This window comes from Cellulomonas sp. T2.31MG-18 (assembly GCF_964266755.1).
In the GTDB taxonomy this organism is placed as follows: Bacteria; Actinomycetota; Actinomycetes; order Actinomycetales; family Cellulomonadaceae; genus Cellulomonas.
Genome location: NZ_CAXWGW010000005.1, coordinates 65,161 through 78,149 on the forward strand (window position 1 = coordinate 65,161; position 12,989 = coordinate 78,149).

The window sequence follows — 12,989 nt, forward strand, 5'->3', positions numbered from 1 at the left end:
GCGGCGCGACCCGGCCACACGCGGCGGCCGCCGTGGCCTGCGTAGCCTGTCGGGTCATGGCCTCCTCGCTCCGCCTGCGCTACCCGCCCGCCCGCGTGGACGACGTCGTCGACGTGCTGCACGGGCGGCCCGTGGCGGACCCGTACCGCTGGCTGGAGGACCCGAACGACGCGTCGACCCGGGAGTGGTCGGCCGCGCAGGACGCGGTGTACGCCGCCTACCGCGCCGAGCTGGTGGAGCGGGCGGCCGGCACGGCCTTCGCCGCCGGCACGCTGGACCAGCGGATGCGGTCCCTGCTGGGGGCTGGCCACGTCGGCACCCCGGTCTGGAGGGGCGACCTGCGGTTCCAGACCCGCCGGGAGCCGGGGGCGGAGCACGCCGTGGTGGTCGTGGCGGAGCCGGCGCCGGACGGCGGCGCCCGCGAGCGCGTCCTGGTGGACCCGATGGCGCTGGACCCCGAGGGCACGACGACGCTGGACGCCTGGCAGCCGTCGACGGACGGACGGCTCCTCGCGTACCAGATCTCGTCCGGCGGCACGGAGGAGAGCGTCCTGTTCGTCCTGGACGTGCAGAGCGGCGAGCTGGTGGACGGCCCGGTCGACCGGGCGCGGTACTCGCCGGTCGCCTGGGTCCCCGACCCGGACGGCGACTCGGCGTTCTACTACGTCCGCCGGCTGGCGCCCGAGCTGGTGCCGGCGGACGAGCGGGCGTTCCACCGGAGGGTGTGGCTGCACCGCGTCGGCACGGACGCCGACCAGGACGTCGAGGTGTTCGGGGCCGGCCTGGAGCCGACCAACTACTACGGCGTGTCGGTGTCCCGCGACGGACGGTGGCTGCTGGTCTCCGCGTCGGCGGGCACGGCTCCGCGCACCGACGTCTGGATCGGCGACCTCTCGGCCGGCCCGGTGCCGGAGCTGCGGGAGGTGGCCGTCGGGCACGACGCACAGGTCGGCGCCCGGGTGGGCCGGGACGGTCTGCTCTACGTGCTGACGGACCTGGACGCCCCTCGCGGCCGCCTCGCCGTGACACGACCGGAGGACCCCGGCGTCGGCACGTGGCGGACGCTCCTCGCGCAGGACGACGAGGCGGTGCTCGAGGACGTCGCGCTGCTCGACGGAGGCGGTGACCAGACCGTGCCGACCGCCCTGCTCGCGTCCTGGCGGCGCCACGCCGTCTCCGAGGTCAGCCGGCACGACCCGGTGACGGGCGCCCGGCTCGGCGAGGTCCCGCTGCCGGGGCTCGGGTCGGTGTCCGGGCTCGTCGCCCGGCGCGACGGCGGCCCCGAGGTCTGGTTCTCCTACACGGACCACACCACGGTGCCGAGCGTGCAGGTGTACGACGGCCGCACCGGTGCCACGAGCCTGTGGGCCGCCCCGCCGGGCACTCCCCCGGACCTGCCGGCGGTGCACGTCGGACGCCTCGAGGTGCCCAGCCGGGACGGCACGGTGGTGCGCGCCTTCGTCGTGACCCGCGCCGACGCGGTCGACGAGGCGGGCCGGCCCCGCACACCCGCGCCGACCGTCCTGTACGGGTACGGCGGCTTCCAGGTCAGCCTCGACCCGGCGTACTCGGCCACCACCCTGGCGTGGGTCGAGGCCGGCGGCACCTACGTCGTGGCCAACCTGCGCGGCGGCGGTGAGGAGGGCGAGGACTGGCACCGCGCCGGCATGCGGCAGCACAAGCAGAACGTGTTCGACGACTTCCACGCCGTGGCGGAGCACCTGGTCGCGACGGGGTGGACGACGGCCGCACAGCTGGCGTGCTGGGGCGGCTCCAACGGCGGCCTGCTCGTCGGCGCCGCGGTCACCCAACGGCCCGACCTGTTCGCCGCGGCCGTCTGCTCGGCGCCGCTGCTCGACATGGTGCGGTACCAGCTGTTCGGGCTCGGCCGCACATGGACCGAGGAGTACGGGGACGCGGAGGTGCCGGAGGAGCTCGACTGGCTGCTCGGGTACTCCCCCTACCACCGCGTGGTCCCCGGTACCCGTTACCCGGCCACCCTCTTCACCGTCTTCGAAGGAGACAGCCGCGTGGACCCGTTGCACGCCCGCAAGCTCGCCGCCGCCCTGCAGGCTGCGACCAGCGCCGCGCCCGACGAGGCGCCGGTGCTGGTCCGCCGCGAGACGGGCGTGGGGCACGGCGGCAGGTCGCTGTCGCGCAGCATCGGACTGACCACCGAAGAGCTGCAGTTCGTCGCGGACCGGACGGGGCTGCTCGCATGAGGCCGCTCGTCGAGCGCTTGGCGACCGTCCCCTGGCTCGCGGCCGCCACGCCGGCACCGCACCCGAGCCAGAGCACCGAGCCCGCGCTGCTGCCGACCAACCCGACCTCGGCACGCAGCTGGTGGCACTGGTTCACCGGCGTCCCGCTGCGGATCCTGCTGATCCTGGTGATCTCCGGCGTGGTGCTCGTGGTGCTGCGCGTGCTGATCAACACGCTGACCGACCACATCGCCAAGGGCATCCCCACGCTGCGGTCGCTCGGCGAGTCGGAACGGGCGGCCGCGCTGCTCGGCACCAACCCGGTCGCGGGAGCCCGGCGCGCGCAGCGCGCGCGCACGATCGGCTCGGTGCTGCGCTCCACGGCCGGGCTCGTCGTCGGCGCCATGGCGGTGTTCCTGGTGCTGGACGCGCTCGGCGTGAACCTGGCACCCTTCATCGCCTCGGCGGGGATCGTCGGCGTGGCGGTCGGCTTCGGTGCGCAGAGCCTGGTGAAGGACACGCTGACGGGGCTGTTCATGCTGGTCGAGGACCAGTACGGCGTGGGCGACGTGGTCGACGTCGGCCCGGCGACCGGGACCGTCGAGGCGGTCGGGCTGCGCGTGACGCGGCTGCGCGATGCCGAGGGCACGCTCTGGTACGTCCCGAACGGCTCGATGGTCCGCGTGGGCAACAAGACGCAGGGCTGGGCCACCGCCACGGTGGAGATCGACGTCGACTACTTCCAGGACCTGGACCAGGTCCGGTCGCTGCTGCAGCAGGCCGCCGCACAGGTGGTCGCCGATCCCCACGTTCGGGACTGGGTGGAGGGCGAGCCCTCCGTGCGCGGGATCGAGCGGCTCAGCGCCGACGCGGTCACCCTGCAGCTGACGGTGCGCACCGCGCCCGCCCGCCAGTGGGAGGTCGCCCGGCGGCTGCGACGCGCGGCACGCGACGTGCTGCAGCGCAACGACGTGCCGCTCGGTGGTCAGCGCGACGCGATGGCCGCACGGCTCGCGGCGCGGAGCGCGGCCACCGGGCCCGGAGCCACGGACCCGGCAGGCGACGCGGGCAGCCCCTCCGCCGCGGCCGACCAGCAGCCGTCACCCGCCGGGGCGGACGCCGACGCCACGGCCCGGGACCCGCACCGCACCCCGGTGGACGAGGTCGTCGAACCGCAGCCGACCGGGTCGACGTCAGACGCCGCCCAGCAGCCGCCGGAGGGCCCGACGCGCTGAGCGGGCGGGCCCCGTCAGCGCAGGCTGTCCAGCTCCGCGGCGAGCGAGTCCGCCTCGGGGCCGACGATCACCTGGACCACCTTGCCGGACCGCACGACGCCGAACGCCCCGCTGGCCCGCAGACCGGCCTCGTCCACCTGCTGGGTGTCCGTGACCTCGACGCGCAGCCGGGTGATGCACGGCTCCAGGTCCACCACGTTGGCGCTGCCACCGAGTGCCGCCAGGATCTGCTCCGCCTTGCTCATCGGTCTCCCTCAGTCGCTCCGCCGCATCCGTCACGGCGAGGGCCGGCGTCGGACCAGCGTATCGCCGCACGTGCGAGCGGTCCCTGTCGTCATGGGTCGTGACGGGTCGTGTGAGGATGGCGCGGTGCGGTCCGACTCCTTCTACACCGCCGTCGGCGGCCACCAGACGTTCGTGCGGCTGGTCGACGCCTTCTACGCCGGGGTGGCCGCCGACCCGGTGCTCCGGCCGATGTACCCCGAGGACGACCTGGGGCCCGCCGCGCAGCGCCTGACGATGTTCCTGGAGCAGTACTGGGGCGGTCCGACGACGTACTCCGAGACGCGGGGCCACCCGCGGCTGCGGCTGCGGCACGCCGAGTTCCGGGTGGACCCGGAGGCTCGCGACCGCTGGCTGGGGCACATGCGGGCGGCGCTCGACACCCTGGACCTGGCACCGCTGCACAAGGGCGAGCTGTGGGACTACCTGGAGCGGGCCGCCCACTCGCTGCTCAACACCTTCGAGGAGGCACGATGACGGACCGGTCGCGCACGGTGGATCCCGAGCCGGTCGGACCGACCGCGCCGTCGCCCACGGGATCGCCGGTCGACACCGCCCAGGTGGAGGCGAGCGACGAGGCCGGTGCCGCAGCCCTCGGCACGGTGCTCCGCACGCTCGACCTCGACGCCGGCGACGCACCGGACACGTTCGTCGGGACGAGCCTGGCGCACCCCAACGGACGCGTCTTCGGCGGCCAGGTGCTGGCCCAGGCCCTCCTCGCCGCCGGCCGGACCCTCGTCGACGACCCCGACGCGGGCCCGCGGCTGCCGCACTCGCTCCACGGGTACTTCCTGCGGGCAGGCGAGATCGACGTCCCCATCGAGTTCGGGGTCGAGCGCCTGCGTGACGGCCGGTCCTTCAGCGCCCGCCGCACGCATGCGGCCCAGCACGGTGCGCCGATCCTGTCCATGACGGCGTCCTTCCAGCAGGAGCAGCCCGGCATCGACTACGCCGAGCGGATGCCGCACGGGGTGCCCGGTCCGGAGGAGGTGCCGACGGCACTGGACCACCTGGCGCGGATCGACCACCCGTTCGCGCGGTTCTGGGCCGACGGTGCGTTCGACGTGCGGCACGTCAACGGCTCGATCTACCTGCGCCCGGACCGGGAGCGCACCGGTCGGCAGCTGGCGTGGGTCAAGGCCCGGGCGGCGGTGCCGGACGACCAGCTGCTGCACCGGGCGCTGCTGGCGTACGCGTGCGACCAGGTGATGCTCGAGCCGGTGCTCCGCCACGCGGGGCTGTCCTGGGCCACGCCGCAGCTGTCCATCGCCTCGCTGGACCACGCGATGTGGTGGCACCGCGACGTGCACGTCGATGAGTGGCTGCTGTACGTGCAGTCCTCCCCCAGCGGTCAGGGCGGGCGGGGGCTCGGTGCAGCGCGGGTGTTCGACCAGGACGGGGCGCTGGTGGCGTCCATCGCCCAGGAGGGCATGGTGCGGGTGCCGCTGGGCTGAGCCCCGTTCGACGAGCCGGGCGGCCACGACGAACGGGGCTGCCTCGGTGGGCGGGGCGGCCTCGGCGGGCGAGGTGGCAGCCGCCAGGTGACACTGCCTGCCATGGTTCGTCTGCGCCGCTCCCGCCTGGACGCCCCGGGCTGGACACGGCGCCGGGCCGGCCGCGGTTTCGTCTACCTCGACGAGGCCGGGCGCCGCATCGACGACCCCGAGGTACGGGCCGCGATCGCCGCCCTCGCCATCCCGCCCGCGTGGCACGACGTGTGGATCTGCCCGTGGCCCAACGGTCACGTGCAGGCGACGGGGGTGGACGCCGCGGGGCGTCGCCAGTACCTGTACCACCCGCAGTGGCGCCGCCGGCGCGACCGGCTCAAGCACGACCACGTGCTCGAGGTGGCCCGCCGCCTGCCTGCCGCGCGCCGGGCCGTCCGTGCCGACGTGCGGCTCGACGGGATGCCGAGGCAGAAGGCCCTCGCGCTGGCGTTCCTGCTGCTCGACCTGGCGTACCTGCGCGTCGGCGGGGAGGGCTACGCGGTCACCAACGGCTCGTTCGGGCTCGCGACGCTGCGACGCGAGCACGTGCGGGTGCATGCGGACGACACGGTGCACCTCACCTTCCCCGCCAAGTCCGGCCAGGTGCGGGACACGCTGGTGGACGACGCCGAGGTGGCGGCGGGCGTGCGCACGCTGGTGCGGCGGCACGACGACAACCCGGAGCTGCTCGCCTGGCGGGACGAGGCCGGCTGGCACGACGTGACGAGCTCCGACGTGGCGGCCTACGTGCGGGAGCGGCTCGGCGGCGAGGCGACGCCGAAGGACTTCCGGACCTGGCACGCGACGGTGCTCGCGGCGCGCGCCCTCGCGGAAGCAGGCCCGGCCCCCGCGTCGGACCGGGCCCGTCGACGTGCCGTCACCCAGGCCGTGCGCGACGTCGCCGCGGAGCTGGGCAACACCCCCGCCGTCTGCCGGGCGTCCTACGTCGACCCGCGGGTGATCGACCTGTGGGAGCGCGGCGAGCACATCGGGCCCGTCCGGACGCAGGCGGCTGCCGAGAGGGCCACCCTGGCGCTGCTCGAGACGTCGCCGTGACTCTGCGCGGCGCGGACCGGGGACGCCGGCCGAGACCCGCGAGCGCCGGGCTGCCTGGCCTCAGCGCAGGGGTCAGCGCAGAGGTCGGCGCAGGGGTCAGCGGCGCCGGCGGAAGCTGATCGGGCCCTCCACGTAGGGCTGCCACGCGATCCGCTCGGCCTCGCTGATGCGCCGCGGGCTGCCCGTCGAGGTGTCCACCAGCACGAGCGTCGCCACCGCACGCGCGTACACCGTCGGCTCCGCGGCGTCGTCGCGCACCTCGTAGCAGACGTCGATGCTGGCCCCGCCCAGGTAGCCGAGCCACATCTCGACGATCACCGGACGACGGCGGTACGGCAGCGGGTGCAGGTACTCGATCTCCTGCCTCGCCACGAGCGTCGACACGTCGGCGCCAGGCCCTGCGTCGAGCACCGCCGTCGGCCACTGCACGGCCGGCGCGGCGTCGGCCGCCTGGTCGGACACGGGATGCCGCCAGAACGCCTGGATGCGTGCCTCCTCGAGGAGCCGCAGCATCGCCACGTTGTTGACGTGCGCGTACGCGTCCATGTCGGCCCAGCGCAGCTGCACGGGCACCTCGAGCCTGGCCATGCGGCATCTCCTTCGTCGGACGCATCCTGCCCTGCCGCCCGTCGCGGCGCCGCCACGTTCGCGGGCGCGCCGGCCCTACCGCGGTCGATCGGAACCGCTCCCGGGGTCGCTGAGCGGTGTCAGCCCGCCGCCCGGGCCGCCAGCTGACGGCACGTGCGCAGGTCGTCGAGGGCAGCCGCGAGGGGTGCCATCACCAACCGTGCCGCGACGCCCCCGACGGCCTCCCGCAGCCGACGCCCCGCCGCGCGGGCCCGCCGACGGGCGGAGATCCGCGCGAGCACCGAACCGAGGCCGGCGACCAGCAGCCCGCAGAGGACGCCGCCTAGCAGCAGCGCGGTGGGCACCGGGAACGGTCCCCACTGCGGCGTGCGCGGCTCCGGGAGCCGGAGGTACCCCATGCCGGCGAGCACGCCGAGCCAGAGCAGACCGGCCAGCGCCGCAGCGAGCAGCAGCCACTGGACCGCACCGAGGGCACGGGTCCAGACCGGTACGCGCTCGGGCAGCAGCGGCGTGGCCGCGACCGCGCGGTCCAGCTCGTCGGGGAGGTCGGCGGTGCGCAGCTGGTCCCGGCCGGCGAGCACCCAGGCGTCCGGGAGGCCCGCGAGCGCGGCGTCGGTGTAGTCACGGACGGCGGTGGCAGCAGCCGAGCGGGCCGCGGGGCTCGCCGGGGGCAGGGACGTCGTGGTCAGGTCGTCCGCCGTGGAGGCCGTGGCCAGGCGCAGCCGGCGCAGCGGGTCGGGCCGCAGGCGTGCGACCCAGCGCACGGGCGGCCAGCCGGTGCGGGCGCCCGTGCGGCGGACGGCCGACCGACGCACCGCCTCGGTCACCACGGGCACGCCGGCCGCGGTCGCCAGCGCGTCGACCAGCCGGTCGGTCGCCGCCGGACGCGACGGCCCGGCCGGCGGTCCGCACGCGGCCAGGACGTGGGCGGCGGCCGAGCGCAGGTCCGCGGTCGAGCGGTCGTTCGCCGCACGGCGACGTGCCGCCGCCTCGTCCAGCAGCCGCCGCAGCTGCTCGATGCCGGCGCCCGTCCGCGCCGAGACGGCCACGATCCGGGCCTTGTCCAGCCCGTCCTCCACGGCGAGCCGGTGCAGGTCCGCCTGCACGGCGTGCACCTGGTCGGCGGGCAACCGGTCGGCCTGGTTCAGCACCAGCACCACGACGGCGGCATGCCCGGCGAGCGGTCGCAGGTAGCCCTCGTGCAGCGCGGCGTCGGCGTACTTCTGCGGGTCGACCACCCACACCAGCAGGTCGGCGCGCTGCACCAACCGGTCGGCACGCAGCCGGTGCTCGGTGACCACCGAGTCGTGGTCGGGCAGGTCGAGCAGCACCAGCCCGCCCTGCGACCCCGGGTCCGCCGCCAGCCGGTACCGCCGCTGCACCCCGAGCCAGTCGAGCAGCGCCTGCGCGCCGTCTCCCCGCACGGCGGCCATCGCCTCCGCGGTCGTCGGTCGCTGCACCCCCACCGCGGCGAGGTCCGCGCCGGCCAGAGCGTTGAACAGGGACGACTTGCCGGAGCCCGTCGCCCCCGCCAACGCCACGACGGTGTGCTCGGCGGACAGTCCCCCGCGCTCGCGCGCCCTCGCCACGACCTCACGGCACCGGCCGACCAGCGTGTCCGGCAGCCGACCGGCACCGGCATCCAGCGCGGCGTCCAGCGACTGGAGGCGATCCTGCACGGTCAGGCTCATGCGGGCGCGTCCCGGCCGAGCAGGCGACGCCAGAAGCCTCGTCGGGGCCGCGGGGCAGCCTCCTCCACCACCGTCCCGGCACCGCGCAGCGGACGGCTGTCACCGGCGTGACCGGGCTGCACGGGCGATCTGTGCTCCCGCTCCGCGCGGGCGGCCGCGACCACGTCGTCGACCACCTCGCGCAGGGGGCCGCCGTCCGCCTGCATCGCTCCGAGGGCGTCGAGCTGTCCGGTGAACCGGGTCGCCTCCCCCTCGAGCAGCGAGGCGACCCGGACGTCCAGCCGCTCGCGAGCCTCGACCGTGAGCCGGCGCACCGCGTCGTCGCCGAACACCGCCTCGAGCAGCTTCTGCGCCAGCACCGCCGTGCCGCCGGCGATGCCGACCTCCACCCCCGTCAGACCACCGGTCGAGGCGAACGCGAGCACCATCAGGCTCACCCCGAGCGCGTTGACGCCGAAGGACAGGTACCGCGCGGTGCCGCGCCGACCGGCCCCCTGCTCGCGCACCAGTCCCAGGACGTCGGACTGCCAGCCGCGTACCTGGCGGTCCACCTCGTCGCGCAGCCCGCGGGAGGCGCGCGACAGCTCGAGCCCTCCCAGCAGCGCCGCCCCTGCGGGATCGGCACGCCAGGCGGCGTGGGCACGGCCCGCCGCCTCGTCGGCGGCATCGAGCAGCACGGCCTGCAGACCGTGCGCGAGTGCCGTCTCCACCCCGGGCGCCGCCGCCGGACGGCCGCGGAAGAACCCGGTCAGCGAGTCACGCAGCCGCCCGACGCCCTGCTCGACCGACCGGAACAGGTCACCCGTCCCGACGAAGTCCTGCCACCGCGCCAGCACCTCTCCGCGCAGCAGTGCACCGTCGGACGTCACGGCCCGCACGTGCGCCGCCGCATCGGCATAGGCGCTGCGCACCCGCTCCCGCAGCCGGGCGTCCGCCTCACGCTGGGCGTCCGCGGCCGCCGCGAGCTCCCGTGCGCGGCCCACCAGGTCGTCCACCACCCCGTCGCGCGTCGCGAGCGCGACGTCGGCCCGCGCGGCCGCGTCCGCACCGAGGTCCGTCAGCCAGCGGGAGACCGCAGCGACCGCCGGCTCGGGCAGCAGCCCGTCGACCAGCACCGTCTCCGGCACCACGAACAGCGGGGAGTCGGCCAGCCCCTCGCGCCCCATCATCCGGCGCAGGTCGTCCACCACCGCCTCGGCGCCGCGGTCCACCCGGTCGACGACCAGGGCCGCTCGGGCGCGCCGACGGGCCGCACCGCGCAGCAGCTCCCACGGCACCGCGTCGGCGTAACGGGCGGCGGTGGTGACGAACAGCCAGAGGTCCGCCGCCGCGAGCAGCTCGCCCGCGAGCGCGCGGTTCGCCACGTCGACCGAGTCGATGTCCGGGGCGTCGAGGAGGGCGAGACCCTGAGGCAGCGTGGCGCTGGGGACCAGACGGAGCTCTCGGCCGACACCGGCGGGTGCGACTGACGACGTCCGGGCCAGCGCGGGCAGCACGCGGTCCGTGCTGAACCACCGGGCGTCCAGCGGATGGTGCACCAGCACGGGCGATCGCGTGGTCGGTCGGAGCACGCCGGGAGCGGAGACGACCTCGCCGAGCAGCGAGTTGACCAGGGTGGACTTGCCTGCACCGGTCGATCCGCCGACCACCACCAGCAGCGGGGCGCTGTGCGCCCGCAGCCGCGGCAGCAGGTAGTCGTCGAGCTGCGCTATGGCGGCGTCGCGCTCGGCGCGGACCGCGTCGACCCCTGAGGTGCGCAGCGGGAGCGGGAGCGCGACCAGCCGGCTGCGCAGCCGTTCCAGCGCGTCGAGCAGCGGCACGTGCACCGCCGCCTCGAGCCGGCCGCTCGCGGCCGGGCGCGGGTCCGGCTCCGGCACACTCATCCGGTCAGTGTGCCGGAACCGCCCCGTCCGGGCCCGTCAGTCGCGATCCCGCTCGCGGCGACCGGCACGCCCTCGATCGAGGTGGCCCCGCCGCGCACGCAGGCCACGGGTCAGTCGCGGCGCAGCTTGCGGTACGTGACGCGGTGCGGACGGGCTGCGTCCGCCCCGAGGCGACCGACCTTGTTCTCCTCGTACGACGCGAAGTTGCCCTCGAACCAGTACCAGCGGGACGGGTCCTCCTCGGTCCCCTCGTACGCCAGGATGTGCGTCGCCACCCGGTCGAGGAACCACCGGTCGTGCGAGACGACGACCGCGCAGCCCGGGAACTCCAGCAGGGCGTTCTCCAGCGAACCGAGCGTCTCGACGTCCAGGTCGTTGGTCGGCTCGTCCAGCAGCAGCAGGTTGCCGCCCTGCTTGAGCGTCAGCGCCAGGTTCAGGCGGTTGCGCTCACCACCGGACAGCACGCCGGCCGGCTTCTGCTGGTCGGGGCCCTTGAACCCGAACGCGGCGACGTAGGCCCGGGACGGCATCTCGACCTGGCCGACCTTGATGAAGTCGAGCCCGTCGGAGACGACCTCCCACAGCGTCTTGGCGGGGTCGATGCCACCACGCCCCTGGTCGACGTAGCTGACGGACACCGTCTCGCCGACCTTCAGCGTCCCGGCGTCCAGCGGCTCGAGCCCGACGATCGTCTTGAAGAGCGTCGTCTTGCCCACACCGTTCGGGCCGATCACGCCGACGATGCCGTTGCGCGGCAGCGTGAAGCTCAGGTCGTCGATCAGCACCCGGTCGCCGAAGCCCTTGCGCAGGTCGGTCGCCTCGATGACCACCGAGCCCAGCCGGGGGCCCGGCGGGATCTGGATCTCCTCGAAGTCGAGCTTGCGGGTGCGGTCGGCCTCGGCCGCCATCTCCTCGTAGCGGGCCAGCCGCGCCTTGCTCTTGGCCTGCCGGCCCTTGGCGTTCTGCCGGACCCACTCGAGCTCGTCCTTCAGCCGCTTGGCGAGCTTGGCGTCCTTCTTGCCCTGGACCTGCAGGCGCTCCTGCTTCTTCTCCAGGTAGGTCGAGTAGTTGCCCTCGTACGGGTACAGACGTCCACGGTCGACCTCGCAGATCCACTCCGCGACGTGGTCGAGGAAGTACCGGTCGTGGGTGACGGCCAGGACGGCACCGTGGTAGCTGGCCAGGTGCTGCTCGAGCCACAGCACGGACTCGGCGTCCAGGTGGTTGGTCGGCTCGTCCAGCAGCAGCAGGTCGGGCTTCTCCAGCAGCAGCTTGCAGAGGGCGACGCGGCGCCGCTCACCACCGGACAGCACCTTCACGTCCGCGTCCGGCGGCGGGCAGCGCAGCGCGTCCATCGCCTGCTCGAGCTGGGCGTCCAGGTCCCACGCGTCGGCGGCGTCGATCGCCTCCTGCAGGTGGCCCATCTCGGCCAGCAGGGCGTCGAAGTCGGCGTCGGGGTCCGCCATCAGCGTCGAGATCTCGTTGTAGCGGTCGAGCTTGCCCTTGATGTCGGCGACGCCCTCCTCGACGTTGCCGAGCACCGTCTTGTCCTCGTTGAGCGGCGGCTCCTGCTGCAGGATCCCGACGGTGTACCCGGGAGACAGCCGCGCCTCGCCGTTGGACGGGTGGTCCAGGCCGGCCATGATCCGCAGGATCGTCGACTTCCCGGCGCCGTTCGGGCCGACGACGCCGATCTTGGCGCCGGGGAGGAAGTTGAGCGAGACGTCGTCGAGGATGACCTTGTCGCCGTGCGCCTTGCGCGCCTTGTACATGGTGTAGATGAACTCAGCCACTGGCCTGCTGTCCGCTCCGCTGCTCGGGTGGCCGGCGCGGGATCTCGCCGCCGGCGGTGGCTACCCGGGCCGTCGCCCGCGCAGGTGCTCCGCGCGGGTCGCAGCAGGCCGGCCACGCTGTGAGCGGGCCGGCGCCGCTGCGTCGTCGCCGGGTGCCGGTGCACCAGCCTAGGCGATCACCTGCTCCCGGCCAGCGTGAGGGCGGCCATCGACAGGTCCTCGTCGCGCTCGTCGGCCCCGTCCGCTGGTTCGAGCTCCACGGAGGACGCGCGCCCCAGCGCCCCCGCCGCGCCGTCCGGTTCCGCCGGTGCGGCGTCCGGCTGCGCCTCGTCGTCGAGCTCGGCCAACCCGCTCAGGTCGGCGGGCGCTCCCTCCGGCGTCTGGTCACGGCCCGGGCTGACGGTCCGTGCGAAGTGGGAGCTGCCGAAGGTCAGGTCCGGACCCAGCGCATCGGCCTCGATGACCAGCGTCGTCCGCGGTCCGTCCGGACCGGTCCACTCGTCCGTGGCGAACCTGCCGTGCACCAGCACCGGGTCACCCTTGCGCAGCGACTGCGCGACGTTCGCCGCGACGTGGCGCCACACCTTGACCGTGAACCACTGGGTCGCGGCGTCCCGCCACTCCCCCGAGGCCCGGTCGTAGAACCGGCGCGTCGCGCCGAGCCGGAACCAGGCGTACGGGACCGCCCCGTCGCCGCCGGGCGAGTACTTCACGTCCGATCCCAGCCAGCCGGTGATCGTCAGGGTCGACTGCGTGCTCATCGGTACCTCCAT

The 12,989-nt window shown here is 74.9% G+C and carries 11 protein-coding genes; 5 read left to right on the forward strand and 6 right to left on the reverse strand.

Annotation, left to right across the window (positions count from 1 at the left end; all coding sequences use genetic code 11):
• Positions 1 to 56 precede the first annotated feature (56 nt).
• Positions 57 to 2,222 carry a prolyl oligopeptidase family protein gene (locus ACFQTY_RS16300; protein ID WP_378102592.1) on the forward strand — a complete coding sequence of 722 codons (2,166 nt, stop codon included), beginning with the start codon at positions 57 to 59 and terminating at the stop codon, positions 2,220 to 2,222.
• Positions 2,219 to 3,436, forward strand: coding sequence for a mechanosensitive ion channel family protein (locus ACFQTY_RS16305; RefSeq protein ID WP_378102594.1), 1,218 nt, complete (start codon positions 2,219 to 2,221; stop codon positions 3,434 to 3,436). The genes ACFQTY_RS16300 and ACFQTY_RS16305 overlap by 4 nt, the downstream gene beginning before the upstream one ends.
• 14 nt (positions 3,437 to 3,450) lie before the next feature.
• Here ACFQTY_RS16305 and ACFQTY_RS16310 read toward each other — a convergent pair whose 3' ends face one another.
• On the reverse strand, positions 3,451 to 3,681 hold the full coding sequence (locus ACFQTY_RS16310; RefSeq protein WP_263730150.1) for a PTS glucose/sucrose transporter subunit IIB: 231 nt from the start codon (positions 3,679 to 3,681) through the stop codon (positions 3,451 to 3,453).
• A 124-nt stretch (positions 3,682 to 3,805) separates the two neighbouring features.
• Here ACFQTY_RS16310 and ACFQTY_RS16315 point away from each other — a divergent pair, with 124 nt between their 5' ends.
• From ACFQTY_RS16315 to ACFQTY_RS16325, 3 genes are all read left to right on the forward strand, one after another.
• Positions 3,806 to 4,195: a globin gene (locus tag ACFQTY_RS16315; RefSeq protein WP_378102597.1), complete on the forward strand. Its 390-nt coding sequence runs from the start codon at positions 3,806 to 3,808 to the stop codon at positions 4,193 to 4,195.
• The gene (locus tag ACFQTY_RS16320; RefSeq protein ID WP_378102599.1) at positions 4,192 to 5,172 is read left to right on the forward strand and encodes an acyl-CoA thioesterase; all 981 of its coding nucleotides are present in this window, start codon (positions 4,192 to 4,194) and stop codon (positions 5,170 to 5,172) included. Before ACFQTY_RS16315 ends, ACFQTY_RS16320 begins: the two co-directional genes overlap by 4 nt.
• Before the next feature lie 102 nt (positions 5,173 to 5,274).
• Complete coding sequence (locus ACFQTY_RS16325) at positions 5,275 to 6,261, forward strand: DNA topoisomerase IB (protein WP_378102602.1); 987 nt, start codon at positions 5,275 to 5,277, stop codon at positions 6,259 to 6,261.
• A 96-nt stretch (positions 6,262 to 6,357) separates the two neighbouring features.
• On the opposite strand, the gene ACFQTY_RS16330 is transcribed toward ACFQTY_RS16325, so the two are convergent.
• From ACFQTY_RS16330 to ACFQTY_RS16350, 5 genes are all read right to left on the reverse strand, one after another.
• Positions 6,358 to 6,849, reverse strand: a complete 492-nt coding sequence (locus ACFQTY_RS16330; protein ID WP_378102605.1) for an acyl-CoA thioesterase — start codon at positions 6,847 to 6,849, stop codon at positions 6,358 to 6,360.
• A 119-nt stretch (positions 6,850 to 6,968) separates the two neighbouring features.
• Positions 6,969 to 8,540: a GTPase family protein gene (locus ACFQTY_RS16335; protein WP_378102608.1), complete on the reverse strand. Its 1,572-nt coding sequence runs from the start codon at positions 8,538 to 8,540 to the stop codon at positions 6,969 to 6,971.
• Positions 8,537 to 10,423, reverse strand: a complete 1,887-nt coding sequence (locus ACFQTY_RS16340; protein WP_378102611.1) for a dynamin family protein — start codon at positions 10,421 to 10,423, stop codon at positions 8,537 to 8,539. The genes ACFQTY_RS16335 and ACFQTY_RS16340 overlap by 4 nt, the downstream gene beginning before the upstream one ends.
• Before the next feature lie 110 nt (positions 10,424 to 10,533).
• Positions 10,534 to 12,216, reverse strand: coding sequence for an energy-dependent translational throttle protein EttA (gene ettA / locus ACFQTY_RS16345; RefSeq protein ID WP_378102614.1), 1,683 nt, complete (start codon positions 12,214 to 12,216; stop codon positions 10,534 to 10,536).
• 176 nt (positions 12,217 to 12,392) lie between these two features.
• On the reverse strand, positions 12,393 to 12,977 hold the full coding sequence (locus ACFQTY_RS16350) for a single-stranded DNA-binding protein (protein WP_378102616.1): 585 nt from the start codon (positions 12,975 to 12,977) through the stop codon (positions 12,393 to 12,395).
• Positions 12,978 to 12,989: the final 12 nt, after the last annotated feature.

Bases quoted from the DNA above. Each gene is read 5' to 3' on its own strand.
- ACFQTY_RS16300 (WP_378102592.1), top strand. From the start codon at position 57: ATGGCCTCCTCGCTCCGCCTGCGCTACCCGCCCGCCCGCGTGGACGAC.
- ACFQTY_RS16305 (WP_378102594.1), top strand. From the start codon at position 2,219: ATGAGGCCGCTCGTCGAGCGCTTGGCGACCGTCCCCTGGCTCGCGGCC.
- ACFQTY_RS16310 (WP_263730150.1), bottom strand. From the start codon at position 3,681: ATGAGCAAGGCGGAGCAGATCCTGGCGGCACTCGGTGGCAGCGCCAAC.
- ACFQTY_RS16320 (WP_378102599.1), top strand. From the start codon at position 4,192: ATGACGGACCGGTCGCGCACGGTGGATCCCGAGCCGGTCGGACCGACC.
- ACFQTY_RS16325 (WP_378102602.1), top strand. From the start codon at position 5,275: ATGGTTCGTCTGCGCCGCTCCCGCCTGGACGCCCCGGGCTGGACACGG.
- ACFQTY_RS16330 (WP_378102605.1), bottom strand. From the start codon at position 6,849: ATGGCCAGGCTCGAGGTGCCCGTGCAGCTGCGCTGGGCCGACATGGAC.
- ACFQTY_RS16335 (WP_378102608.1), bottom strand. From the start codon at position 8,540: ATGAGCCTGACCGTGCAGGATCGCCTCCAGTCGCTGGACGCCGCGCTG.
- ACFQTY_RS16340 (WP_378102611.1), bottom strand. From the start codon at position 10,423: ATGAGTGTGCCGGAGCCGGACCCGCGCCCGGCCGCGAGCGGCCGGCTC.
- ACFQTY_RS16350 (WP_378102616.1), bottom strand. From the start codon at position 12,977: ATGAGCACGCAGTCGACCCTGACGATCACCGGCTGGCTGGGATCGGAC.